We start from the raw sequence: 24536 nt of genomic DNA on the forward strand, positions 1-24536 counted from the left end.
ATGGGACTGCCACCGCAGCAGGCGGGCACGCCCAAGGTCCGTTTCGAGGAAGTTTCCAAGCGCTTCGGCGACGGCCCCGACGCGGTGCAGGCGCTGGAGCCGATCACGCTCGACATCGCCGAAGGCGCCTTCACCTGCCTGCTCGGCCCCTCGGGCTGCGGCAAGAGCACGCTGCTGAACATCCTCGCGGGCTTCGAGCAGCCCACGGCCGGTCGCGTGCTGATGGACGGCCAGCCGGTGCGCGGCCCCGATCCGCGCCGCGGCGTGGTGTTCCAGCAGGGCGCGCTGTTCACCTGGATGCGCGTGATCGACAACGTGGCCTTCGGGCCGCTGGCCACGGGCAAGTCGGCCGCCGAGGCCACGCGCATCGCCTCGCAGTACCTCGAGATGGTCGGCCTCACGAGCTTTGCCAGGCGCTATCCCTACGAGCTCTCGGGCGGGATGCAGCAGCGCGTGGGCATCGCGCGCGCGCTCGCCAATTCGCCCGAGATCCTGCTGATGGACGAGCCCTTCGCCGCGCTCGACGCGCAGACGCGCGAGCTGCTGCAGGAGGAGATCAAGCGCATCTGGCACGAGACGCGCAAGACCGTGCTGTGGATCACCCATAGCATCGACGAGGCGCTGTTCCTCGCGACCGAGATCGTCGTGATGTCGGCACGCCCGGGCCGCATCAAGGCGAAGTTTCATCCCGGCTTCGCGCAGAGCGACGACCCGGCCGTGGTCGCGAGCGCCGAGTTCGCGCGCATGAAGGCCGAGATCTTCGGCCTGCTGCGCGAGGAGGCGCTGGCCGCGCAGCACCAGGAGGCGCAGCGATGAGCGCCGCACCGAACCGGCCGAACGGCGCCCGCGGCCGCGCGCGCTGGATCAACCTCGGCTCCTTCGCCGCGCTGTTCGTGCTGTGGCTGCTGATCACCGTGCCGATCGTCGGCGACCAGCCGCTGGTCGCGCCGCTGTTCCTGCCCTCGCCGATGTCGGTGTGGAACACCTTCCTCCAGCTCATGCAGAACGGCTACCAGGGCAAGACGCTCGCGCACCACCTGGGCATCAGCCTGTTCCGCTTCGGCGTGGCCTTCGGGCTCACGGTGCTGGTGGCGGTGCCGCTGGGGCTGTGGATGGGCATGAACGAGACCGTGAAGGCGGTGCTCGATCCGCCGATCGAGATCACGCGGCCGATGCCCAAGCTCGCACTGCTGCCGCTCTTGATCATCTGGTTCGGCATCGGCGAGGTCTCGAAGATCGTGATCATCGTGCTCGCGCTGTTCCCGATCCTCTCGATCAGCGCCATGCAGGCGGTGCGCGCGGTGGGCCGGCGCAAGGTGCAGGCGGCGATGGCGCTGGGCGCCTCGCGCACCATGATCTTCCGGCGCGTGATCTTCCCGGCCAGCCTGCCGGGCATCTTCACCGGCATCCGCGTGAGCATCGGCCTGGGCGTGACCATGCTGGTGGGCGCCGAGATGATCGCCACCAACGCGGGCATCGCCTACATGGCGATGTCGGCCTCCGACTTCCTGCTCACCAACGTCGTGATCGTCGGCGCGCTGATCATGGCGATCCTCGGCTACCTGCTCGACCTGCTGGCGCGGGCGCTCGAAAACAAGGTCGTCCACTGGGGCGGCAAGGAAGGATGAAGCGACCATGGCATTGACACTCCCCGAGCAAGGCGCGTCCTGGCCCGAGCTGCAGCGGCGGCTCGAGGAGGCCGGCCGCGGCGACGCCGACTGGCGCAACGGCCGCGTGCCGATGTTCATCCACTACGCGGGCGAGGACGTGCTCGAGGTGGCCAAGAAGGCCTACCTGATGTACTTCTCCGAGAACGGCCTGGGCCCGCGCGCCTTCGCGAGCCTCGCGACCTTCGAGCGCGAGGTGGTGGAGATGGGCCTTTCGCTGCTGCATGGCGGTGCCGAGTCGCGCGGCGCCATGACCACCGGCGGTACCGAGAGCATCTTCCTCGCGGTCAAGTGCGCGCGCGACCGCGCGCTGGCGCGGCGCCCCGGCATGGCCAAGCCCGAGATCCTGATGCCGCAGAGCGCGCACCCGGCCTTCGACAAGGCCGCGCACTTCCTCGGCCTGGTGCCGGTGCGCACGCCGCTGGCGGCCGACTTCCGCGCCGACCCGGCGGCGATGCGCGCCGCCTTCACGCCCGACACCGCGATGGTGGTGGGCTCGGCGCCGGCCTTTCCGCACGGCGTGGTCGATCCCATTCCCGAGATCGCGGCGCTGGCGCGCGAGCACGGCTGCTGGATGCATGTGGATGCCTGCGTGGGCGGCTACTTCGCGCCGTTCGCGCGCGAGCTCGGCGCCGACATCCCCGACTTCGATTTCGCGGTCGAGGGCGTGACCTCGATCTCGGCCGACCTGCACAAGTACGGCTACACCGCCAAGGGCGCCTCGACCCTGTTCTTCGCCGACCCCGAGGCCTTCGCGCTGATGGGCTACTACTTCGACGACTGGCCGCGCGGCCAGTACTTCACCCACACGCTGGTGGGCACGCGCGCGGGCGGCGCCATCGCCGCGGCCTGGGCGGTGATGAACTACCTGGGCCATGCGGGCTATCTGCGCGTGACCGAGCGCGTGCTCGCGACGCGGCGCGCGATGCAGCAGGGCCTCGATGCGCTGGGCCTGCCCACGCTGGGCCGGCCCGAGCTGTCGATCTTCGCCTTCGGCTCGCCCGCGCGCGACATGGGCGCCATCGGCCGCGGCCTCGGCGCGCGCGGCTGGACCGTGGGCTACGTGAAGAACCCCGACGGCATCCACCACATGCTGAACCTCACGCACGAGCCGGTGGTGGGGCAGTACCTGGGCGACGTGGCGGCGGTGTTGGAGGATCCGGCGACCTTGGCGAGCGGCGCGGCGAGCGCGGTGAAGGCGGAGTACTGAGCCGCCCCCGGTTCAGATGTTCGTGCTCGAGGGAATCCGGCTCGGCAGCAGGTGCTCGTAGGGCCGCGAGCGCGTGGTGTTGCGCTGCTTGATCGTCGTTTCGATGTTCGCCAGTGCCGCGCGGAAGCGCTCGAGCGGCCCGCCCTGGCCCGCGATCGCGGGATCGATCAGCACCGGCAGGTGCGGAAAGGCGTTGTCCTTGTACTCGCCGAGCGGCCGGTAGTAGACGCCGCCGAGGATGTGGAACAGCAGGATCTGCTCCTGCGCCGCGAGCCGCGCGGGCAGCATCTGCGACCAGGTGGCCTCCGACTGGCCGGCCGTCGAGACGGGCGCCGGCGTGCCGGCCATGCCCGCGCTGAAGGGCGCATAGGTCATCACCGAGAGCTGCGGGAAGTTCACGGCCGCATGCTGCGCGCTCGTGTTGAAGACGATGGCCGTGATCACGTCGGCCAGCCTGGCGCGCGTGGAAATGGCCGGCAGCCCCTTCACCTTGCCGTGGGTCGAGAGGTCGACGGCCCAGGCCTGCAGCTCGTGGTCGCCGCTCACGTCGGCGTCGCTGAGGTAGTAGGTCGCGACGTAGTCGCCCACCCACTGCGCGATCGCGTTCCACAGCAGCAGCGCGTCGTCGCGGTACGGGTATTCGGGCAACTCGTTCGGGTTGTCGACGCCGCGCGCGCGCAGCTCGTCGGGCAGCATCAGGTTGGCCTGGAAGTCGTAGGCCAGGCGGTCGCGGCCGCAATCGCGCTGCAGGGTCTCGATCGGCGCCGCGAGGATGCCGTCGCCCGTGGTCAGCGGCGCCATGATGATCAGCGTGGCCGCCTCGTTGATGAACATCGCGCCCTCGAGGTGCGGCGACAGCAGGCGGCTCAGCGGATGCGCGGTCGCGAACTGCCGCTGCGTGGCCATCGCGAAGGCCTCCGACATCAGGTGCGTGCGGCCCAGGTGCACGAACATCTCGTGGTAGTTGAAGTCGGCCACCTGCACCGTGGTCTTGGCCGACTGCCAGGCCCAGTAGGCTTCGGTGTTCGAGGCGTCGTCCACGCGCAGGAAGATCGGATGCTGCGCCGGGTTCTGGCCGCACTGGATGGCCACGGGTACCAACGAACGGCCCGCCCTGGGCCGCGCGAACAGCGCGATCGGCATGAAGACATAGGCGGTGCCGGTCAGCGGCTTGGTCACCGGGCCCGTGGGCGCCATCTCGCCCAGGCCCTCGTAGTCGAGCAGGTAGAGGCGGCCCTCGGCGGCCGCGTCGGCGAGGCTGTCGGCGTTGCCCATGGCCTGCCGGTACTGCGCGTCGGTCAGCGGGAACTTCGAGGGCAGCACGCTGGCCTTGCGGATCAGCATCGGGTTCGGGCCGGCCACGCGCATCCAGGCGAACAGCGCGTTGTCGCGGAAGACCTGCGCGATCGACGGCTTCTCGATGGTCGCGAACAGCGCGTCGTACTGCGCCACGGTGCGCGGCCCGCCGAGCAGGCCCTGCGTCATCAGGTCGTGGTGCACCTGTCGCAACTGGGTGGCGATGTCGCCCGCGGTGCCGGTCAGCGTGCCCAGCAGCGCAAGCGCCGCGGCCGGCAGCGTGAGCAGGCCGGCGTTCTGCGACAGCAGCTGCGCGAAGCTCGCCTGCAGGGCCGCGAGCCGCGTGCGCAGGTTGTCGAGCGTCTGCAGGCTGCCGCTGGCGAGCGGGCTGGTGGCGAAGGAGGCCGCGAAGTTCACGGCCGCCTCGAGCGCGCGCGACAAGGTCAGCAACTGGTGCTCGAGCGCCGGCAGTTCGGCCGGCGGCACGACAGTGCCCATCGGCACGCCCGCGAGGTTGAGGTGCGATTCGGTCCAGAGGTAGGTGGCCTGCCGGCTCACCAGTTCGAGCCGGCGCAAGGTGGCGCTGATCGGATCGATCTTCTGCGGCAAGGTGGGCTTGAGCACCGGCAGCGCGGCCGAGGCGGTGGACGGCGCGCCGGCCAGCAGGCTGCCGAGTCCGCCAGTGGTGCCGGCCGCGGTGCCGGCCGCGGCCGCGCCCTTGAGAAGTTCTCTGCGTTTCATCGCTGGTGTTCCCTGTTGTTGTCGTGCATCTGGAACATCGGCCGATGGTTCTTGCCCTGGCCGACAAAATCGAACGCTCGTTCTATTCGAGCCAGCGGATTCTGCGGACGAGGCATGACGCCCGCAATGCGGGTAGCTGCCTAGGGCGAAGGTTCGCATCCGGCGTGGCGAAAGCGCACGCCGGTCAGGTGGGGTTCAGCGTCTCAGGCCGTGTGCGGATGCCGCGCGCGCTCGTACAGCGTGCGCGCGAGTTCGCGGTGCCGCGCGAGCAGCGGCGGCAGCTCGAGATCGACGAAGCGGCCCTCGCGGATGCGCACCTGCCCGTCGATGATGCTGAGCGCGGCCGAGGCCGGCGTGCAGAACACCAGCGCCGCCACCGGGTCGTGCCCCGCGCCCGCGTGCGACACGCCGCGCAGGTCGAAGCCCACCATGTCGGCCGACATGCCCGGTGCGAGCGCGCCGATGTCGTCGCGGCCCAGCACGCGCGCGCCGCCCAGGGTCGCGATCTCGAGCGCCTCGCGCGCCGTCATCGCGGCCGGGCCATGGCCCACGCGCTGCAGCAGCATCGCCTGGCGCGCCTCGCCGAGCAGGTGCGCGCCGTCGTTCGAGGCGCTGCCGTCCACGCCCAGGCCCACCGGCACGCCCGCGCGGCGCATGGCGCCGATGGGCGCGATGCCCGAGGCCAGCCGCATGTTCGAGCACGGGCAGTGGGCCACGCCGGTGCCGGTGCGGCCGAAGAGGGCGATGCCCGCTTCGTCGAGCTTCACGCAGTGCGCATGCCAGACGTCGCGGCCGACCCAGCCCAGGTCCTCGGCGTACTCGGCCGGCGTCATGCCGAACTTCTCGCGCGAGTAGGCGACGTCGTTGTCGTTCTCGGCCAGGTGCGTGTGCAGCGACACGCCGCGCTCGCGCGCGAGCAGGGCCGAGTCGCGCATGAGCTCGCGCGAGACCGAGAACGGCGAGCAGGGCGCGAGCACGATGCGCCGCATCGAATGGCGCGAGGCATCGTGCCAGCGATCGATCAGCCGCTCGCTGTCGCGCAGGATCGCGGCCTCGCTCTCCACCACCTCGTCGGGCGGCAGGCCGCCGGCGCTGCGGCCCACGCTCATGCTGCCGCGCGCGGCATGGAAGCGCATGCCCATCGTGGCGGCCGCCTCGATCGAATCGTCGAGCCGCGCGCCGTTGGGGAACAGGTAGAGGTGGTCGCTGGTGGTGGTGCAGCCCGAGAGCATCAGCTCGGCCATCGCGGTCTGGGTCGACACGCGGATCATCTCGGGCGTGAGCCGCGCCCACAGCAGGTAGAGGTTGGTGAGCCAGCCGAACAGCTCGGCGTCCTGCGCCTCGGGCACCGCGCGCGTGAGGCTCTGGTACATGTGGTGGTGCGTGTTCACCAGGCCCGGCATCAGCACGTGGCCGTGCAGGTCGATGGCCTCGGCACCGCCGCTGCGCAGCGCCTCGAGGTAGACCGGCGGCAGCTCGGCCGTGGCACCGACCCAGGCGATGGCCGGCCCGTCGATCACCAGCGCGCCATCGGCGATCTCGCGCCGCGCGGCGTCCATGGTGACGAGCACGTCGGCGTGGCGCAGCACGCGCAACGGCCGGGGCGAGGAAGCGGTGGAGGAAGTCATGTCATTCGGTTCCGTGCGAGGTGCGTGCCGCCAGTGTGAAGGAACGCTCCCTCGACTGCACGCCGTTGTAGAAGAGATTGAGCAGCACCGCGGCGACGGTGCCGAGCACGATGCCGCTGTGCGTCAGCGGATGGGTCCAGGCCGGAAAGTGCTGGAAGAAGTTCGGCGACAGCGTGGGAATCAGGCCCAGGCCGACCGAGATCGCGATCACGTAGAGCGCATGGCGCTCGCGCGCGTAGTCGATGCTGCCGAGGATGCGAATGCCGGTGGCCGCGACCATGCCGAACATCACGATGCCCGCGCCGCCGAGCACGAAGGAGGGCACCGAGGCCACCACGTGCGCGACCTTGGGGAACAGCGCGAGCGCGATCAGCAGCACGCCGCCGCCGGCCGCCACGTAGCGCGAGCGCACGCCCGTGACCGTGACCAGCCCCACGTTCTGCGAGAACGAGGTGTAGGGGAAGGTGTTGAACACGCCGCCGATCACCGTGCCCAGGCCGTCGGCGCGCAGGCCGCGCGAGAGCGCGTCGGTGTCGACCTTGCGGCCCGTGATCTCGCCGAGCGCGAGGAACATGCCGGTCGATTCGACCAGGGTGATCAGCATCACGATGCACATCGAGGCGATGGCCGTGAGCTCGAAGCGCGGCAGGCCGAAGTGGAAGGGCGTGGTCAGGGCCATCCAGCTCGCTTCCTCGAGGCCGTCGAACTGCATGCGGCCGAGCGCCAGCGACAGCAGCACGCCGAAGACGATGCCCAGCAGCACCGCGATGTTGGCGACGAGGCCCTTGCCGAAGCGCGTGATCGCGATGATCGCCGCCAGCACGGCCGCGGCGATGGCGAGGTTCACCGGCTCGCCGTAGGCCGGGTTGGCCACCGCATGCGCCACGCCCTCGATGCTGCGCGTCGAGGTGGGCTGCCCGCCCGCTGCCCAGTGGATCGCCACCACCATCAGCGAGACGCCGATCAGCGTGATGACCGTGCCCGTCACCAGCGGCGGGAACACGCCGAGCACGCGTCCCATCAGCGGCGCGAGCACGATGCCGAACAGCCCCGCCACGATGGTGGCGCCGTAGATCGCGGGCAGGCCCAGCGAGGGATCGATGCCGATGGCGATCATCGGGCCCACGGCCGCGAAGGTCACGCCCATCATCACCGGCATGCGGATGCCGAAGCGCCAGAAGCCGATGGCCTGCACCAGCGTGGCGATGCCGGCGGCCAACAGGTCGGCATTGATGAGGAAGGCGATGTCGGCCTTCGAGAGGCCGAGCGCGCCGCCCACGATCAGCGGCACCGCGACCGTGCCCGCGTACATCACGAGCACGTGCTGCAGGCTCAGCGCGCCGCAGCGCACCAGGGGAAGCTTCTGGTCGACCCCTTCGCCGTCTCCTGCGGGGGTCTTTTTGTCGTTCGAAAGCATGGGACTTTTCCTTCCGGCCGATGACCGGCGCGGCAGTCTAGGAGCCAGACCTTCGAACGCGCAAAGTCAATAAATGGCGCGCCCCGTGCACAAAAAGTGGACGGCCCCCGGCGCTGGCCTCAAGGCGCGAGCAGCTCGTCGAGGCAGGCCGTCACGTGGTTGGCGAACAGCTCGGCCGCGGGGCTCGGCGCCTGCGCGGCGCGGGTCTCGAGCGTGAGCGTCTGGGCCGGCAGGGTGGCGTCGCGCAGCGGCACGAAGACCAGCGAGCCGTCGTGCATCTCCTCGGCCACGTCGAGCCGGTTGAGCAGCGTGATGCCCTCGCCCTCGCGCACCAGGCGGCGCATCAGCGCGGTGGAGGTGGTCTCGATGACCGGCGAGGCGCGCAGGCCCGAACGCTCGAAGGCGGCATCGATGATCGGGCGGATCGACAGCGAGGGCGCGGGCAGCAGCAGCGGATGGCCCACGCACTCGGCCAGCACGGTGCTCGCATGGGCCGTGAGCGCATGGCCGGGCGGCACCACCGCGCCGATCGGCCACTCACTGGCGAACAGCGTGCGAAAACCCGCCGTGGCGGGCACGTCGTAGGCCAGCGCGAGGTCGGCATCGCCTTCGCGCACGCCGTGCAGCACGGCCGCGATCGGCAGGCCCAGCAGCTTGAGCTGGATGCCGGGATGGGCCGCGCGAAAGCGCCGCACCACGCCCGGCAGGAAGGCGTCGGCGAGGCCGGCGGTGGTGGCCAGCGTGACCTCGCCCTGGCGCAGCCCGCGCATGGCCTCGATGCGCTGGCGCACGCCGTCGAACTCACGCAGCGTGCCGCGCGCGTGCGCGAGCACCAGTTCGCCCACCGGCGTGAGCTTGAGCGTGTTGTGGATGCGCTCGAACAGCGGCGCGCCCAGCTCCTCCTCGAGGTTGAGGATCTGCCGGTTGATCGCGGTCGGCACCACGTGCAGCTGCGCGGCCGCCTTGCGGATCGAACCCGCGCGAACCACCTCGACGAAGTACCGGACCACCTTGGCGTGCATGACATCTCCCGCGCCACCGTGGGCGCGGGGGGATCATGCATGCGGGCTCAGAGGTCGGGCAAGCCCAGCGCGGGATCGCTGACCGAATGCTTGCCGGTCTCGACGCGGCCGGCGAAGCGGCGGTAGTAGGCCGGATCGGCATCGCAGGTGACGGCGAAGTCGTACCACTGGCCGCTGGCCGCGAGCTCCCAGTGCAGCTCGGCCTTGGCGCCGCCCGCGACGGTCGCGCTCCACGGGCCGTCGTCGCGGTAGGCCTTGGCGCGCACGCTGAACTTCGCCGCGGCCTGGCCGCCGTTCATCATCTCGAGGTAGACGTTGCCGTTGGCGATGTCGTAGCACACGCGCAGCTCGGGCACGGCCGCGCCGCCGGCGCGCAGCGCGTTGAGGTCGCCCTGGAAATGGCGGTGGTAGCCGTTGGGGCCGAGCACCCAGAGGTCGTAGCGGCCGGCGTTGTCGGCGGTCGCGTTCCAGCGGTCGTCGAGCGACTTGCCGGCTTCGACCATGTAGCGGCGCGGCAGGCGGTCGAGGTTGAGCCGGTCGTAGACATGGAACACGGCGGCCGCGCTGCCGGTGTTGGCGAACAGCAGCTGCAGCGTGCCGCCGGCCGCGTCGGCCCTGGCGCTGGTGTGCAGCTCGTAGGGCAGCGCGCGCGAGGGCCGCGTGCCCGTGGCCTGGCGCGGCAGCAGGCCGTTGGCCGGCGGCGTGACCTGCGGCAGCGCCTGCTGCGCGGCGCGCAGCTGGTCGGCCTCGGCCTTGGTGCGGCGGCCCGCGAGCGTGGGCAGCGCCTCGCCGTTGGGATTGGCGAAGTTGAAGGCGCTCGTGAGGTCGCCGTTGACCGCGCGGCGGAACGGGCCGATGTTGCTTTCCTTCACGCCGAAGCGGGCCTCGACGAAGCGCAGCACCGAGGTGTGGTCGAAGGTCTGCGAGTTGACCCAGCCGCCGCGGCTCCAGGGCGAGATCACGTACATCGGCACGCGCATGCCGGGGCCGTAGACGTTGCCGTCGGGCGTGGGTTGCGACTGCGTCATGCCCGGCGGCTTGGGATGGTTGAAGTACTCGAAGCTCAGGTCCGCGTCGGACATCGTGGTCTTGCCCGCGAAGGCCTTCACCGAGGGGTCGGCCGATGCGATGGGCGAGGGCGCCGAGGCCGAGGGCACGTGGTCGAAGTAGCCGTCGTTCTCGTCGAAGTTCACGAACAGCACGGTCTTGCTCCAGACCTCGGGCACGGCGGTGAGCGCCTCCAGCACCTGCTGGATGTACCACGCGCCCTGCACCGGGCTCGAGGGGCCGGGGTGCTCGGAGTAGACGTCGGGCGGGATCACCCACGAGACCGCAGGCAGCCGGCCGGCCTTCACGTCGGCGCGGAAGGCATCCATGATCGCGCCCGCGTCGAAGGCCGCCTGGTCGGCCACCGGCAGCGTGTTGGCCGTGCCCTTGTAGAGCGGGTTGCCGGCGTCGTCGCCGGGCGCGTAGGCCGGCGATGCGCCCTGCGGCAGCGAGGTGCTGACCGGCTTGGCCGAGGCCTCGTTGGCCTTGCGGAAGTTCTTGAAGCCCAGCAGCGGATTGCAGCCGTAGTTGTTCGGGATGTTCTGGTAGACCATCCAGCTCACGCCCGCGTCCTGCAGCCGCTCGGCATAGGTCTTCCATTCGTAGCCCTCGGTCGAGGGACCGGTCGAGCTCCAGGCATTGACGTTGTTGACGTAGGCCACGTTGCCGCCCGTGGGGCCGTTGGTGCCGGTCCAGTGGAACGAGCGGTTGGCGTGCGTGCCGGTGTGCATCGCGCAGTGGTAGTCGTCGCAGATCGTGAAGGCGTTGGCCAGCGCGAACTGGAACGGCAGCTCGGCCTCGGCGAGGTAGCCCATCGACTGCACGTAGGGCGCGGTGCTGCTGACCTTCTTGTAGCGCGGCCACTGGTAGAGGCGGCCGCCATCCCAGGCGTTGTGCGAGTCGACCCAGGTGTGCGGCGTGCTGCTCACGCGCTGCGCATTGCCTTTGCTGCCGTCGAGGTGATAGGGCAGCACCACCTTGCCGTTCTCGTCGAGCTGCTGCCACACGTTGAGCCCGTTGGGCAGCGGGATCGGGAAGCGGTCGCCGAAGCCGCGCACGCCCTGCAGCGTGCCGAAGTAGTGGTCGAACGAACGGTTCTCCTGCATCAGGATCACGATGTGCTCGACGTCCTGGATGGTGCCGGTCTTGTTGTTGGCGGGAATCGCGAGCGCGCGGCGGATGGCCGGCGGAAAGGCCGAGAGCGCGAGCGCGGCGGCGCCGGTGGTGGCGGTGCCGGTGAGGAATTTGCGGCGTGAGGTCATGGTCTTGTCGTGTTGTTTTTCGGGCCGTTGTATCAGGGCGCGCAGCGCATCACGGGCTGCGTGGTGGCGGGCGGGTTCTGCGTGCCGCCGTCGCCCGGGTTGCCCGTGCCGGGCAGTCCGCCGAAGCCGCCGCCGCTGCCGCCACCGCAGGCGGCGAGGGTGCAGGCCAGGATCAGCGCCGGCAGCAGCCGTGCGCGCGAGAAGAAGAGATGCATGGGAAATCCTCGCAGGTGTGTTTTCTTGTGAAGAGGCGACGAGGAGCGCGCCGCCACTGCCACGGTAGGAAGCGGCAATGACAGTCGAGTGAAGAACGAGGCCCAGGTGTAAGCGCGCGTTGCGCCTGCGCGCGCGATGAATACCAAAGCCGGACAGGCAGCGCGCGAAGGGCTCGCGCGTACCGTGTCCGGCCTGGTGGGAAGGCTGCGGGAGTGAAGCTGGAGCGTGTCGCGTGTCGACTACCCGGAAGTGCGTTGCCTCAAGTCACCGTGAACGTCACCGGTCCCGCAAGAGCCTCGTACCCATCGTTGGCCAGCAGCCATGCCTTGTAGGTGCCCGCGGCAAGAGCGGCCGTCTTCAGCGTCACCTGGCCACTGGATCGGGGTGCGTACTCGTAGATGCTGTACGTGCGATAGCCGGCCTGGGTCGGCACCGTGCTGGAGGAGGGGAAGAGGCCGATCCAGTTGGTGGCGCTCAGGCTCGCATCCGGCACGCTGTAGCTGAAGTCGATCGTGCTTCCCGCGGGGATGCTGGGCTTCAAGGCCGCCAGTGTCGCGGGCACGACGGGCGGTGGCGGATCGGCGGGAATGACCGGCGGCGGTGGCAGGTCGAGCTTCGGATCGGACTTGCTCGGCTGGCCGGTCTCGACATGCCCCGCGAAGCGCCGCAGGAAGCCATCGCCGGTGTCGGCCGTGATGGAGAGGTCGTACCAGCCATCGCTCGTGGCCAGGTCCCAGGTGTCCTCGACGCTGGCACCGGCGCTCAGGCTGAAGTCGCGGGCCGCGGCGCTGCCATAGCCGTTGGTCACGCTGAGCCGGCATGGCGTATCGCCCGTGTTCCGGAGCGTCAGCACGATGTTGCGACGGGTCAGTTCGTAGCAGGCGGCAACTTCCGGATTGGCATGCCCCATGCTGGTGGCCGTCGACACATTGCCCTTGAACTGGCGCAGGAAGCCGTTGGCGCCGTGGACGCTGAAATCGTAGTTGCCCTGCGTGAGCGCCACGGCGCTCCAGTAGTCGGAGAGCTTCTTGCCCGCTTCGACGGTGTAGACCCACGGGCCGTCGCTGCGGTTGCCGGCATAGACATGGAACACCGCGGCCACGCCACCGGTGTTGCCGAAGTCGAGCCAGTACCTGCCGGCCGCGCTGTCGGTCCTGCCATGCACGAACAGTTCGTAGGGGATGGCGCGGGCGGGTCGCTGGCCGGGTTCCTGCCTCGGCACCGTCTGCACGGTGGGCACCTGCGACTGATAGCTGCCGGGGTTCGTCGTGGGCGGAATGTAGCCCGCGGTGGAGGTCAGCGCGGGAATGACCGGATCGGGATGGGCGAAATCGAAAGCCGTGTTCAGGTCGCCGCAGACCGCGCGGCGCCAGGGCGAGATGTTCGGCTCCTGCACGCCGAACCGGGCTTCGATGAAGCGCACGATCGACGTGTGGTCGAACACCTGCGAATTGACCCAGCCGCCCTTGGACCAGGGCGAGATCACGAGCATCGGGACACGCACGCCCAGGCCGAAAGGCTGGCCGTCGGTGTGGTACTCGTTCTTGGTGCTGACCGTGGATTGGCCCTGATCCGCCGAGGACGGCGCGAAGGGCGGCGGCATGTGATCGAACGAGCCGTCGTTCTCGTCGTAGGTCACGAGCAGCACGGTCTTGCTCCAGACCTCCGCGTTCGAGGTCAGCGTCTGCAGCACTTGGTCGATGTACCAGGCGCCGCCGTTCGACGGCCAGTCGGGGTGCTCGGTATAGGCCTCGGGCGCGGCGATCCACGACACCTTCGGCAGCGTGTTGTTGGCGACGTCGCTCTTGAGCTGGTCGAAGAGCGTTCCGCTGACCGCGATGTTGGTGCCGGTCCGGGCTTTCTCATAGAGCGCATCGCCGGGCCTGGCGGCGCGGTACTGCTTGAAGTACAGCAGCGAGTTGTCGCCGTAGTTGCCGATGAAGCCGTCGTCGCCCACCCAGCCCCAGTTGCCCTGCGCGTTCAGTCCCTTGCCGATGTCCTGGTAGATCTTCCAGGAGATGCCAGCCGCTTCGAGCCGCTCGGGGTAGGTCGTCCAGCTGTAGTTGCCGGTTTCGCCGTTCGAGATGTCGGGCCCGCCGGTGGCACCGTTGGTGCCGTCGTTGCCGCAGCAGCCGCTGAACATGTAGTAGCGATTGGGATCGGTGGGACCCAGCAGCGAGCAGTGGTAGCCGTCGCAGATCGTGAAGGCGTCGGCCAGCGCGAAATGGAAGGGGATGTCCTCGCGCGTCATGTAGGCCATCGTGCGGCTGCCCTTGGCCGTCACCCAGCCGTCGTTGCGGCCCTTGTTCCAGGCGTTGTGCCCGTCGGTCCAGCCGTGGGGCAGGCCCGAGACATATTTCGAGCCCAGGTTGCCGGCATCCGGGTGGTAGGGCAGCACGTAGCCGCTGCCCCGGGGCTGGTACCAGACGGGCTTGCCGTTGGGCAGCGCGATCGGCCGCGGATCGCCGAAGCCGCGCACGCCCTGGAGCGTGCCGAAGTACTGGTCGAACGAGCGGTTCTCCTGCATCAGGATCACGATGTGCTCGACGTCCTGGATGGTGCCAGTCTTGTTGTTGGCGGGAATGGCGAGAGCGCGGCGAATGCTTGGCGGAAAGGCCGAGAGCGCGAGCGCGGCGGCGCCGGTGGTGGCGGCACCGGTGAGGAAGTTGCGGCGGGAGTTCATCGCGTGCGCTGTCCTCAGAGATCGGCCATGCCCAGGGCGGGATCGCTCACGCCATGCTTGCCGGTTTCGACGCGGCCCGCGAAGCGGCGCTGCCAACTCGCATCGGCATCGCAGCTCACGACGAAGTCGTACCAGGCGCCGCTGGCGGCGAGGTCCCAGTGCAGCTCGGCCTTGGCACCGCCCGCGACGCTCGCGCTCCACGGACCGTCGTCGCGGTAGGCCTTGGCGCGCACCGTGAACTTCGCCGCGGCCTGTCCGGCGTTGAGCATCTCGAGGTAGACGTTGCCGTTGGCGATGTCGTAGCACACGCGCACCTCGGGGATGGCGGCGCCGCCCGCGCGCAGCCGGTTGAGGTCGCCCTTGAAGTGGCGGTGATAGCCGTTCGGTCCGAGCACCCAGAGGTCGTAGGCGCCGCTGTCGTCGCTCATCGCGTTCCAGGCATCGTCGAGCTGCTTGCCCGGCTCCACCATGAAGCGGCGCGGCAGGCGGTCGAGGTGCAGCCGGTCGTAGACGTGGAAGACGGCGGCGGCCTTGCCGGTGTTGGCGAAGACGAGCTGGATCGTCCCGCCGACGGCATTGGCGCGTGCGCTGGTGTGCAGCTCGTAGGGCAAGGCACGCGAGGGCCGGGTGCCGGTGGCTTGGCGCGGCAGTTGGGGATTGAGCGGCAGGGGAACCGCCGGCCGCTCGGTCTTGCCATCGGCCTCGAACTCCTGCGACTTGCTCAACTGGTTGGCCTCGTCCAGGCTCTTGCGTCCCGCGAGCGTGGGCAAGGTCTCGCCGTTCGGGTTGGCGAAGTTGAACGCGCTCGTGAGGTCGCCGCACACCGCGCGCCGGAACGGGCTGATGTTGGGCTCCTGCACGCCGAAGCGCGTCTCGATGAAGCGCAGCACCGAGGTGTGGTCGAAAGCTTGCGAATTGACCCAGCCGCCGCGGCTCCAGGGCGAGACCACGTACATGGGAACGCGCTTGCCCGGTCCGAAGACCCGGCCATCCGGGGGGTACTTGGCCTGTTTGGCGGTGCCGGGAGGCGCCGGGTAGTTGTGATATTCGAATGCGAGCTGTGCGTCGCTCAGCGTGGTCTTGCCGGCGGGCTTCTTGTTCGCGTCGATCGACGGCGCGGCCGGCGACGGATAGTGGTCGAAGAAGCCGTCGTTCTCGTCGAAGTTGATGAACAGCACGGTCTTGCTCCACACCTCGGGCACGGCGGTGAGTGCGTCCAGCACCTCCTGGATGTACCAGGCGCCCTGCACGGGGCTGGAGGGGCCCGGGTGCTCGGAGTAGGTGGCGGGCGCGACGATCCACGACACCTGCGGCAGCCTGCCGCTCTTCACGTCGTTGCGGAAGGTGTTCAGGTACTCGTTCACGCCGGTGCCGGGCATGGTGTTGGCGATGCCCTTGTACAGCGGGTTGCCGGCGTCGTCGCTGGCCGGGTCGTAGGCGGGCACGGTGCCGCTGCTGTTGATCGGCTTGCCCGATGCCTCGCTGGCCTGGCGGTACTGCTTGAAGCCGGTGAGCGGGTTGTCGCCGAAGTTGTCGCGCATGTTCTCGTACACGATCCAGCGCACGCCCGCCGCCTGCAGGCGCTCGGGGTAGGTCTTCCACTGGTAGCCGCTGGTCGAGGGTGGCGTGTAGCTGTCATCCCATTCGTTGGTGACCGTGGCCACGCCGGCGCCGGTGGGACCGTTGGTGCCGCTCCAGACGAACATGCGGTTCGAATTGGTGCCCGCGTGCATGCTGCAGTGGTAGCCGTCGCACAGGGTGAAGGCATTGGCCAGCGCCATCTGGTAGGGCACTTCCGCTTCCTTGTAGTAGCCCATGGAGAGCGAGCCCTTGTAGCGCGGCCACTGGTCGTTGCGGCCGCCGTCCCAGGCGTTCTGGCCGTCGGACCAGTCGTGCGGGGTCTGGCCCGAGCGCAGCGCGTTGCCCTTGGTCTGGTCGAGGTGGTAGGGCAGCACGAGGTTGCCCTTGTCGTCGGCTTGCTGCCAGACGTTCTTGCCGTCCGGCAGCGGAATCGTGAAGCGATCGCCGAAGCCGCGCACGCCCATCAGCGTGCCGAAGTAGTGATCGAACGAGCGGTTCTCCTGCATCAGGATCACGACGTGCTCGACATCCTGGATCGTGCCGGTCTTGTTGTTGGCGGGGATCGCGAGGGCGCGGCGGATGCTCGGCGGAAAGGCCGAGAGCGCGAGCGCGGCGGCGCCGGTGGTGGCGGCGCCGGTGAGGAAATGGCGGCGGGAGTTGGTGGTCATCGCGTGGGCGTCCTGGGGTGCTTCGACAAGGCCGCGTTCACGGTGCACAGCGCTTCACGGGCTCGGTGACGGGCGGCGTGCCGCCGCCGGGATTGCCCGCGCCCGGAAGGCCGCCGAAGAAGCCGCCGCCATCGCTTCCGCCACCGCAGGCGGAAAGCAGGCAGGCCAGCAGGGCGGCTGGCACGAGACGCAGCAGGTGATGGGAAAGCGTGGGGTTCATGGTCGATCCTCTCTGGGGTGGTGGTGTGCGTGGCGACGCCGTGAGCCGGCCCGTCCGGAGCGCTCGCGATGTCGATGAAAAAGCGATCTCGCCGCGCCGACATGGCGCGGAAGTTCGGCGTTCTTGAACTTACGTATTCAGTTGTAGCCAGACGCCGCGTGCGAGGCGCAACAGGCCCCGTGCCGAGTGGCGAGGGCCTTGAAAGCAGGCGTGGAGACAGCGACGAAGATTAGGGAGAGCCCGTGACTTCGCGGTGAATCGGGCGTGACAACGGCGAGGCATGCGCATGACATCGCGCTCGCCATGGCTGCGAAAAGGACGGAAAGCGGTCGATGCGTTCGACCGCGAGGTGGGCGCCGGGGCGGCGCCGGTGCTCAGCGCGAACGCGGCTTCGGGGGCTTGGCCGCGGCCTTGGCGGCGCGCTTTTTCGCCGGCGCCTTCACGGCCTTCTTCACGGCTTCGACCGCGGGCACCGAGACCTCGTTGCTGATCCCGCTCGATACATGCCCCGCCGGCACATGCCGTGCCGCCGCATCGACATGGCCGGTCTGGTCGTCGAAGAAGAAGTCGGGCTCGAACTCGCGCAGGAACTCGCCCTTGGGCAGGCCGCCGAGGAACATGGCCTCGTCGACGCGGATGTTCCAGTTCATCAGCGTGCGGATAGCGCGCTCGTGCGCGGGTGCGCTGCGCGCCGTGACCAGCGCGGTGCGGATGCGCATCTGCGCATTGCCCGCCATCTGCAGTCGGTGCAGCGCGGCCAGCAGCGGCTTGAACGGGCCGCCGGGCAGCGGCAGGTCGACCTTGCTCGCCTCGTGCGCCTGGAAGGCATCGAGGCCCTCGGCCTGGAACACGCGCTCGGCCTCGTCGCTGAACAGCACGGCGTCGCCGTCGAAGGCGATGCGCACCTCGTTGGGCCAGGCATCGCCGGCCTTCACCGACTCGACCAGCACGCGCGCGGCCGGGAAGCCCGCGCCCAGCGCCTCGCGCACGTCCTGCGCATTGACCGAGAGGAACAGGTGCGCGCGCAGCGCGCGCAAATAGCCGAAGGGCGGGCGGCCCTGGGTGAACACGCCGCGCTGCAGCTTGATGTCGGCCGCGGCGCTGGAGCGGAAGATGCGCATGCCCGAGACCGGGTCGTTGCGCGAGAGGATCACGACCTCGACACGCTGCACGCCGTCGTCGTTGAAGCGCAGCAGCTTGCGGATCAGCGAATAGGCGATGCCGGGCGCGGCCGGCACGTCGAGCCGGTCGAGCTGCAGCTTCATGTAGCCGGTGTCGTCGCCCGACTCGAAGATCTTGTTCTCTTCTTCGAGGTTGAACAGGGCGCGCGAGGAGATCGCGACCACGAGCTTGTCTTCGAGGGTGACGGGCATGGCGTGCGGTTGTGCGGTCAGGAGTCGGCGCGGCCGTCGTCGGCCGCATCGAAGGAGAAGTAGAGCGTATCCGACCAGTGGCCCAGGCCGAGCTCGCGGATCGGTGCCTCGACCACTTGCTGCGCGGGCGGCAGCAGGCGCTGCCAGAAACTTTTCGGGCGCGGCGCGAGCGCGGCGAGCATGCGCTCGATCTCGGCATCGAGGTCGGCCAGGCCCCGGCGCAGTGTCTCGACCTCGCCGGCCACGGGCGCGTCGCCCATGCTCAGCACCTCGGCCGGCTCGAGCACGAACCATTCGTCGGGCCGCGTGTGTTCGGCCAGGAAGCGCAGCGCGTCCTCGCGCATGGGCGAGATCGCGGGATGGTCGATGCGCGCGAGGAAGGCGGCGACGCGCGCGATGCCCGGGCCGCAGCGGCCGGCCAGTGCGAGCGGCTCGGGCTCGTCCCAGATCGCCGAGCGGCAGGGCCGGGTCTCGCACGACACCAGCAGGCGGAACACCAGCGGCACGTCGTACGCGTATTCGGAGATGCCGCGCAGCGCGGACGGGCGGGCGCCCGCGTCCGGCAGGGCGGCGCTGGCGTAGAGGTAGCTTCGATTGGCCATCGGCGTGTTCCTTGCCCGCGGCCGAACCGCGGGCGCTACTTCACGAACTGGTTGAGCTGGATGATCGGCAGCATCACGGCCAGCACGATCAGCATCACCACGCCACCCATCGCCACAATCAGCAGCGGCTCGAGGATGGTGGCCAGGTGCATGGCGCGGCGCTGCACTTCGGCGCCGAGCTGGTTGGAGGCGCGCTGCAGCATCAGCGGCAGCGTGCCGGTCTGTTCGCCGAGCCGCGCGAACATCGACACCAGCCCCGGAAAGCGCTTCTTCTGCGCCAGCGCCGAGGCCAGCGGCGCGCCCTCGCGCACCAGCACCAGCGCGTCGAGCGCGTCGGCGCGCATGGCGCGGTTGCTCAGGGTCTCGGCGGCCGCCTGCAGCGCGCGCAGGATCGGCACGCCGGCGGTGGCCAGCATGGCGAGCGTGCTCGCGAAGCGCGCCGCGTTGTAGCCGCGCGCGAGCTTGCCCACCAGCGGCAGCTTGAGCCAGGCGGCGTCGAACTTGAGGCGGAAGGCTTCCTGCGCCAGCGCCAGCCGTGCGCCGACGGCGGACAGCAGCACGATGCCGAGCATCCACCAGCCGTAGTTGCGCACCGCGGCGCTCAGGCCGAGCATCACGGTGGTGAGGAAGGGCAGCGAGCGCTTGGTGCCCGCGAACACCTGGGCCACCTGCGGCACCACGTAGCTCACGAGGAAGATCACGATCACGATCGCCACCAGGGTGACGATGGCCGGATAGAGCGCCGCGCCGACCAGCTTCTGCTGCAGCGCCTGGCGTTCCTCGAGGTCGTCGGCCAGGCGGTCGAGCACCAGGCCGAGGTTGCCGCTCTGCTCGCCGGCGCCGATCACGGCGGTGTAGATCGGCGAGAACTCGCGCGAGTGCGCCGACAGCGCGCGCGCGAACGGCGAGCCGGCGTTGACCTCGGCGCGCAGCGAGGCCACGAGGTTGCGTTGCTGTTCGGATTCGGCTTCGTCGGTGAGCGCCGTGAGCGCGCGCTCGAGCGGCAGGCCCGAGGAGACCAGGCCCGCGAGCTGGCGCGTCCAGACCGCGAGGCCGGTGGAATTGAAGACCCGCTTGCCGCCGCCGAGCCAGCGCGACAGGCCGCTGCGCTGGCCGGTGCCGTTGACGTGGTCGCTGCCGACCGGCTTGACCGACAGCGGGATCAGCGCCTGGGCGCGCAGCATGCTGCGCGCGCTGCGCGCGGTGTCGGCCTCCAGCACGCCTTCGCGCGACTGGCCGGCGGCATCGATGGCTTCGAAGGAATAGGCGGGCATGGCGGAACCGGTGCTGCGCTAGTCGCGCGTGACGCGCAAGAGCTCGGCGCGCGAGGTGATGCCGGCCTGCACCAGCCGCTCACCGTCCTCGCGCATCAGGCGCAGGCCGCCACGCGCGCCGGCCTTGAGCAGTTCGCTCTCGGCCGCCTTGCTGTGGATCAGGCCCTGGATGGTCTCGTCGGCCACCAGCAGCTCGAAGATACCGGTGCGGCCCTGGTAGCCGGTCTGGCCGCAGGCCTCGCAGCCGGCGCCGCCGCAGCTGGTGCAGACCTTGCGCACCAGCCGCTGCGCGAGCACGCCCAGCAGCGAGGAACTCAGCAGGAAGGGCTCGACGCCCATGTCGGTGAGACGCGTGACCGCGCTGACCGAGTCGTTGGTGTGCAGCGTGGCCAGCACCAGGTGGCCGGTGAGCGAGGCCTGGATCGCGATCTGCGCGGTCTCGAAGTCGCGGATTTCGCCGATCATGATCACGTCCGGGTCCTGCCGCAGGATGGCGCGCAGAGCCTTGGCGAAGGTGAGCTCGATCTTGGCGTTGATCTGGGTCTGGCCCACGCCCGGCAGCTCGTACTCGATCGGGTCTTCCACCGTCATGATGTTGCTGCGGCTCGCATCGAGCCGGGCCAGCGCGGCATACAGCGTGGTGGTTTTGCCCGAGCCGGTGGGACCGGTCACGAGGATGATGCCGTGCGGCTGCGTGATCAGCTTCTCGAAGCGCTCCAGCGTGTCGCCCAGCATGCCCACCGATTCGAGCGTGAGCTTCGACTCGCTCTTGTCGAGCAGCCGCAGCACGGCGCGTTCGCCGTGCGCGCTCGGCAGCGTCGACACCCGCACGTCGACCGCGCGCGTGCCGATGCGCAGCGAGATGCGCCCGTCCTGCGGCAGCCGCTTCTCGGAGATGTCGAGGTCGGCCATGATCTTCAGGCGCGAGATCAGCGCGGCATGCAGCGCGCGGTTGGGCTGCACCACCTCGCGCAGCGTGCCGTCGATGCGAAAGCGCACCGACGACGTGCGCTCGTAGGGCTCGATGTGGATGTCGCTGGCGCCGTCGCGCGCGGCCTGCGTGAGCAGCGCGTTGAGCATGCGGATGATGGGCGCGTCGCCCGCGCTCTCCAGCAAGTCCTCGACCGCCGGCAGCTCCTGCATCATGCGCGAGAGGTCGGCGTCGCTCTGCACCTCGCTGACCACCGCGGCGGCGCTCGATTCGCCCTGCGCGTAGGCGGCGCTGATGCGCTGCGCGAGCGGGCCGTCGGCCAGCACCTCGAAGGAACGCACGCCGTACTTGCGCGCGACCTCGCCGACGGCGCTGCGCGCGGGGTGGCTCGACATCCACAGCGTGTAGCGGCCGTCGTCGGCTTCCTCGAGCAGCAGTTGCTGGCTGCGGGCGAAGGCGTAGGGCAGGGGATAGCGCATGGGGCAGGTCGGCGGGGCGTGATCGGTGCGGGTTTCGAGCGGGGCGGGCGTGCGGCCTTCGGGCCTCAGGGCATTTCGCGCTGCGTGGCCGGGTCGGCGGTGGGGGGCAGGGCGCCGCGCAACGGGCTGGCCGGCAGCTTGCGGTTGTCGGGCGCGGGGATCGGCGGCGGGATCAGCTGCGTGCCTTCCTCGCGCAGGCTGCCCGAGGGAGCGCGCGGCGCGCGCGTCAGCGGCGTGTCGGGCAGGATCGGCGCGGCATCGACCTTGTTGAGCATCGGGTTGCCGGTATCGGGCTGGGCCTGGACCTGCAGCGCGCGGATCTGGTCGTAACGATCGAAGGCGAAGGCCTCGGTGGAGGCGGCGTCGCGCATCACGACCGGGCGCAGGAACATCATCAGGTTGTTCTTCTCGCGCGAGCGGGTCTCGTTCTTGAACAGGTTGCCCACGACCGGGATGTCGCCGGCCAGCGGCACCTTCTCGATCTTGTTGCCGTAGTTGTCGGACAGCAGGCCGCCCAGCATGACGAGGCCGCCGTCTTCCACCAGCACGCTCGATTCGAGCGAGCGCTTGTTGGTGGTGGGGCCGTTCGGGTCGGTCTGGCTGCCGGGCAGCACGGTCGAGATCTCCTGGAAGATCGTCATCTTCACCGTGCCGTTCTCGTTGATGGTCGGGCGCACGCGCAGCGTGAGGCCGACGTCCTTGCGTTCGACGGTGGTGAAGGGGTTGAGGCCGCCGGTGGTGGGGTTCGAGTAGGAACCGGTCGGGAAGGGCACGTTCTGGCCGATCACGATCTTGGCTTCCTCGTTGTCCAGCGTCAGCAGGTTCGGCGTGGACAGCACGTTGGTGTCGTTGTCGCTGGCGAAGAAGTTGGCGATGGCGCCCAGCACGTAGTGGCCGCCGATCTTGCCGCCGATGCCGATGTTGAAGCCCTGCGGCAGCGAGATGCCCTGCGGGTTGCGCGTGGCGATCGCCGTTGTGAGCGCCAGCAGGTTGGTGCCGGTCAGGCTCGAGTTGGTGCCGAGCACCGCGTTGTTGCCGAGCGCGCTCTGCCATTGCACGCCGAACTGCGCGGCCTTGGTCGCGTTCACTTCGACGACCAGCGCCTCGATCATGACCTGGGCACGGCGGCCGTCGAGCTTGTCGATCACGGCGCGCATCTGGCGGTACTGCGGCTCGGGCGCGGTGATGATCAGCGAGTTGGTCGACGGGTCGGCCTGGATCTGGCCGCCGGTGGAGGGCTGGTTGGCGTTGTTCAGCGGCGCGCTCGCCTGCGGGGAACTGCCGCCCTGCGAGTTGCTGTTGCCGAAGTTGACCGGCATCGCGGCCGACAGGTTGGGCTGCGACTGCGCGGCGGCCGCGCCGGCGGCACCGCCGGCCGCGCCGGGCTGGCCCTGGTTGTTGGTCTGCGCCGCCGCCATGGCCGCGCGCAGCGTGGCCGCGAGCCGCACCGCGTCGGCGTTCTTCAGGTAGACCACGTAGATGTTGCCGGCCGCGCCATTGCTGCTGTCGATGGCGGGGCGGTCGAGCTTGTCGACCAGCGTGCGCACCAGCGCCGCGCGCGCCGGATTGGCCGCGCGCAGGATCAGCGCGTTGCTGCGCGGATCGGCCATCAGCGTGGTGCGGAACGAGGCATCGGTGCCGCCGCCGGCCGCGGCCGCGCCGGGCTGGCCGGTGGCGCCGCCGCCGTCGACCAGGCGCTGGATCAGCGGCACCATGTCGGTGGCGATCGAGTGCTTGAGCGGGATCACGTCGATGTCGGAGGCGTTGGGCACGTCGAGCGCCGCGATGATGCGCGCGAGGCGGCGCATGTTCTCGGCGTAGTCGGTGATCACGAGCGAGTTGTTGCCCGGGTTCACGTTGATGGTGTTGTTCGGCGGGATCAGCGGGCGCAGCACCGGCAGCAGGTTGTTCGGCGACTCGTAGTTGAGGCGGAAGATCTGCGTGATGATCTGGTTGCCCGCGACCGAGGCGGTGCCGCCCGTGGTGGTGGTGACGGTGCTGGTCTGCAGCTTGGCGTCGGCCTCGGGCACGATCTTGTAGAGGCCGTCGGCCTCGACCACCGCGAAGCCCTGCAGCCGCAGCGCGGAGGCGAACTGGTTGAAGGCGGCCGAGGGCGGGATCGCGCGGTCGGTCACGAGGTTCATCGTGCCCTTCACGCGCGGATCGACCACCACGTCGCGTCCCGTGACCACCGCCATGGTGCGCGCCACGGCCTCGATGTCGGCGTTGGCGAAGTTCAGCGTGATCGGCTCGCCGCGGCGCGGCGCTTCGCCCTGCGCGAAGGCGGGCACGAGCGCGAGCGGCGCGGCCTGCAGGAAGGTGGCGGCGATCAGCAGCCGGACCGCATGCGCGACCAGGCCACGGGAGGCGCGGGGGAAGGAGGACAGGGGCGTCGTCATGGTCAGGTCAACCCAGGGTGATGATCGAGCGCGCGTTGTCGCGCCGCCCGATGATGTTCAACAAGTTGGAGAGAGCGTCTTCGCTGCCCGGCGCGGCACTGGCCTCGCCGTTGAAGCGGAATGCGGTGCCGTTCCAGCTGCCGCTGCCGTTGAGCTCGAGGCTGCCCTGGCGCGTGCTCAGCAGCAGCGAGGGGCGGTTGCCGCCCTCGAGCGCGAGGCGGTAGCTGCCCATCGGCCGCAGGGTCGAGAGGCTGGAGGAAACGTCGGTGGCGTCGAGCGTGGCCTGGCCCGCGATGCGCAGCACCGGGCCGTCGGTGCGCAGCGAGAAGGCGCGCGTCGAGAGGTCGAGCGTGCCTTCGAGCTTGAGCGTGTTCCAGGGCGCGCCGAGGCCGCTGAGCATGGTGGCGGGCCAGCGCGAGCGGCCGTCGCCCCAGTCGATCTGCACGCCGCCGGCGCGCGGGCCGGCGCGCAGCTCGAGCGGCTGGGCGGCGCAGCAGGGCAGGTCGAGCGAGGCCGACACGCCGCCCCAGCCCGGGCGCAGGCGCCAGTTGAGCGTGCCGGGCAGCGAGACGGCTTCGCCGCCGCCCGCGCCGCTCGCGAACACCACGGCCGCGGCGCCGTTCCAGACCGTGCCGCGCGGATTGACCAGCAGCAGGCGGCCCTCGCTCCAGCTCGAGAGGCCGGCCGCGAGCCAGCGCGCGGGCGCGAACAGCACCAGCGCGACCAGCGCGCCGACGACGATGCCGAGCACCGCCCAGCGCCAGCCGCGGCGCGGCTTGGGGGAAGACAGCGGGGCGCGCGTCACCATGGCCGGGTGCAC

At 70.0% G+C, this 24536-nt stretch carries 17 protein-coding genes and 1 pseudogene; 3 read left to right on the plus strand and 15 right to left on the minus strand.

What is annotated here, in order from left to right; all coding sequences use genetic code 11:
• From BM109_RS38890 to BM109_RS38900, 3 genes are read left to right on the plus strand one after another with little or no spacing between them, the layout of a single operon-like run.
• Positions 1 to 816 carry an ABC transporter ATP-binding protein gene (locus BM109_RS38890; RefSeq protein WP_093355411.1) on the plus strand — a complete coding sequence of 272 codons (816 nt, stop codon included), beginning with the start codon at positions 1 to 3 and terminating at the stop codon, positions 814 to 816.
• The gene (locus BM109_RS38895; protein WP_093355413.1) at positions 813 to 1628 is read left to right on the plus strand and encodes an ABC transporter permease; all 816 of its coding nucleotides are present in this window, start codon (positions 813 to 815) and stop codon (positions 1626 to 1628) included. Before BM109_RS38890 ends, BM109_RS38895 begins: the two co-directional genes overlap by 4 nt.
• Positions 1629 to 1635: 7 nt before the next feature.
• Positions 1636 to 2877, plus strand: coding sequence for a pyridoxal phosphate-dependent decarboxylase family protein (locus BM109_RS38900; protein WP_218159455.1), 1242 nt, complete (start codon positions 1636 to 1638; stop codon positions 2875 to 2877).
• Positions 2878 to 2889: 12 nt separating this feature from the next.
• On the opposite strand, the gene BM109_RS38905 is transcribed toward BM109_RS38900, so the two are convergent.
• The 15 genes and pseudogenes from BM109_RS38905 to gspN all read right to left on the minus strand — a co-directional run bounded on the left by BM109_RS38905 (position 2890) and on the right by gspN (position 24524).
• Positions 2890 to 4914 carry a lipoxygenase family protein gene (locus BM109_RS38905; RefSeq protein WP_093355418.1) on the minus strand — a complete coding sequence of 675 codons (2025 nt, stop codon included), beginning with the start codon at positions 4912 to 4914 and terminating at the stop codon, positions 2890 to 2892.
• Between the two features lie 203 nt (positions 4915 to 5117).
• Complete coding sequence (locus tag BM109_RS38910; protein ID WP_093355420.1) at positions 5118 to 6542, minus strand: 8-oxoguanine deaminase; 1425 nt, start codon at positions 6540 to 6542, stop codon at positions 5118 to 5120.
• A gap of 1 nt (position 6543) precedes the next feature.
• On the minus strand, positions 6544 to 7959 hold the full coding sequence (locus tag BM109_RS38915) for a nucleobase:cation symporter-2 family protein (protein ID WP_093355423.1): 1416 nt from the start codon (positions 7957 to 7959) through the stop codon (positions 6544 to 6546).
• A 119-nt stretch (positions 7960 to 8078) separates the two neighbouring features.
• Positions 8079 to 8981 carry a LysR substrate-binding domain-containing protein gene (locus BM109_RS38920; RefSeq protein ID WP_057593776.1) on the minus strand — a complete coding sequence of 301 codons (903 nt, stop codon included), beginning with the start codon at positions 8979 to 8981 and terminating at the stop codon, positions 8079 to 8081.
• Positions 8982 to 9028: 47 nt separating this feature from the next.
• The gene (locus BM109_RS38925) at positions 9029 to 11290 is read right to left on the minus strand and encodes a phosphocholine-specific phospholipase C (protein ID WP_093355425.1); all 2262 of its coding nucleotides are present in this window, start codon (positions 11288 to 11290) and stop codon (positions 9029 to 9031) included.
• A 32-nt stretch (positions 11291 to 11322) separates the two neighbouring features.
• On the minus strand, positions 11323 to 11505 hold the full coding sequence (locus BM109_RS38930; protein WP_093355428.1) for a hypothetical protein: 183 nt from the start codon (positions 11503 to 11505) through the stop codon (positions 11323 to 11325).
• A 617-nt stretch (positions 11506 to 12122) separates the two neighbouring features.
• A pseudogene (locus BM109_RS38935) lies at positions 12123 to 14189 on the minus strand (phosphocholine-specific phospholipase C); the annotation flags it as partial.
• Positions 14190 to 14203: 14 nt separating this feature from the next.
• Complete coding sequence (locus tag BM109_RS38940; RefSeq protein ID WP_093355433.1) at positions 14204 to 16438, minus strand: phosphocholine-specific phospholipase C; 2235 nt, start codon at positions 16436 to 16438, stop codon at positions 14204 to 14206.
• A 37-nt stretch (positions 16439 to 16475) separates the two neighbouring features.
• A complete protein-coding gene (locus BM109_RS38945) occupies positions 16476 to 16658 on the minus strand; it encodes a hypothetical protein (RefSeq protein ID WP_093355435.1) in 183 nt (60 codons plus the stop codon).
• A 374-nt stretch (positions 16659 to 17032) separates the two neighbouring features.
• A complete protein-coding gene (locus tag BM109_RS38950) occupies positions 17033 to 18031 on the minus strand; it encodes a 5'-nucleotidase (RefSeq protein WP_256223081.1) in 999 nt (332 codons plus the stop codon).
• A 17-nt stretch (positions 18032 to 18048) separates the two neighbouring features.
• Positions 18049 to 18633, minus strand: coding sequence for a DUF7822 domain-containing protein (locus BM109_RS38955; RefSeq protein WP_093355437.1), 585 nt, complete (start codon positions 18631 to 18633; stop codon positions 18049 to 18051).
• A 35-nt stretch (positions 18634 to 18668) separates the two neighbouring features.
• Complete coding sequence (gene gspF / locus BM109_RS38960) at positions 18669 to 19907, minus strand: type II secretion system inner membrane protein GspF (protein ID WP_093355440.1); 1239 nt, start codon at positions 19905 to 19907, stop codon at positions 18669 to 18671.
• Between the two features lie 18 nt (positions 19908 to 19925).
• Positions 19926 to 21317, minus strand: a complete 1392-nt coding sequence (locus BM109_RS38965) for a GspE/PulE family protein (protein ID WP_093355442.1) — start codon at positions 21315 to 21317, stop codon at positions 19926 to 19928.
• A gap of 65 nt (positions 21318 to 21382) precedes the next feature.
• On the minus strand, positions 21383 to 23716 hold the full coding sequence (gspD, locus tag BM109_RS38970) for a type II secretion system secretin GspD (RefSeq protein ID WP_093355445.1): 2334 nt from the start codon (positions 23714 to 23716) through the stop codon (positions 21383 to 21385).
• 7 nt (positions 23717 to 23723) lie between these two features.
• Positions 23724 to 24524, minus strand: coding sequence for a type II secretion system protein N (gspN, locus tag BM109_RS38975; RefSeq protein WP_093355447.1), 801 nt, complete (start codon positions 24522 to 24524; stop codon positions 23724 to 23726).
• Positions 24525 to 24536: the final 12 nt, after the last annotated feature.

Origin of the sequence: Variovorax sp. PDC80 (assembly GCF_900115375.1) — a bacterium.
Taxonomy (GTDB): Bacteria; Pseudomonadota; Gammaproteobacteria; order Burkholderiales; family Burkholderiaceae_C; genus Variovorax.

What these genes read in the sequence shown, in the direction of transcription:
- BM109_RS38950 (WP_256223081.1), bottom strand. Translation starts at nt 18,031, where the DNA reads ATGCCCGTCACCCTCGAAGACAAGCTCGTGGTCGCGATCTCCTCGCGC.
- BM109_RS38905 (WP_093355418.1), bottom strand. Translation starts at nt 4,914, where the DNA reads ATGAAACGCAGAGAACTTCTCAAGGGCGCGGCCGCGGCCGGCACCGCG.
- BM109_RS38900 (WP_218159455.1), top strand. Translation starts at nt 1,636, where the DNA reads ATGGCATTGACACTCCCCGAGCAAGGCGCGTCCTGGCCCGAGCTGCAG.
- gspF (WP_093355440.1), bottom strand. Translation starts at nt 19,907, where the DNA reads ATGCCCGCCTATTCCTTCGAAGCCATCGATGCCGCCGGCCAGTCGCGC.
- BM109_RS38965 (WP_093355442.1), bottom strand. Translation starts at nt 21,317, where the DNA reads ATGCGCTATCCCCTGCCCTACGCCTTCGCCCGCAGCCAGCAACTGCTG.
- gspD (WP_093355445.1), bottom strand. Translation starts at nt 23,716, where the DNA reads ATGACGACGCCCCTGTCCTCCTTCCCCCGCGCCTCCCGTGGCCTGGTC.
- BM109_RS38940 (WP_093355433.1), bottom strand. Translation starts at nt 16,438, where the DNA reads ATGACCACCAACTCCCGCCGCCATTTCCTCACCGGCGCCGCCACCACC.
- gspN (WP_093355447.1), bottom strand. Translation starts at nt 24,524, where the DNA reads ATGGTGACGCGCGCCCCGCTGTCTTCCCCCAAGCCGCGCCGCGGCTGG.
- BM109_RS38915 (WP_093355423.1), bottom strand. Translation starts at nt 7,959, where the DNA reads ATGCTTTCGAACGACAAAAAGACCCCCGCAGGAGACGGCGAAGGGGTC.
- BM109_RS38910 (WP_093355420.1), bottom strand. Translation starts at nt 6,542, where the DNA reads ATGACTTCCTCCACCGCTTCCTCGCCCCGGCCGTTGCGCGTGCTGCGC.
- BM109_RS38955 (WP_093355437.1), bottom strand. Translation starts at nt 18,633, where the DNA reads ATGGCCAATCGAAGCTACCTCTACGCCAGCGCCGCCCTGCCGGACGCG.
- BM109_RS38930 (WP_093355428.1), bottom strand. Translation starts at nt 11,505, where the DNA reads ATGCATCTCTTCTTCTCGCGCGCACGGCTGCTGCCGGCGCTGATCCTG.
- BM109_RS38920 (WP_057593776.1), bottom strand. Translation starts at nt 8,981, where the DNA reads ATGCACGCCAAGGTGGTCCGGTACTTCGTCGAGGTGGTTCGCGCGGGT.
- BM109_RS38890 (WP_093355411.1), top strand. Translation starts at nt 1, where the DNA reads ATGGGACTGCCACCGCAGCAGGCGGGCACGCCCAAGGTCCGTTTCGAG.
- BM109_RS38895 (WP_093355413.1), top strand. Translation starts at nt 813, where the DNA reads ATGAGCGCCGCACCGAACCGGCCGAACGGCGCCCGCGGCCGCGCGCGC.
- BM109_RS38945 (WP_093355435.1), bottom strand. Translation starts at nt 16,658, where the DNA reads ATGAACCCCACGCTTTCCCATCACCTGCTGCGTCTCGTGCCAGCCGCC.
- BM109_RS38925 (WP_093355425.1), bottom strand. Translation starts at nt 11,290, where the DNA reads ATGACCTCACGCCGCAAATTCCTCACCGGCACCGCCACCACCGGCGCC.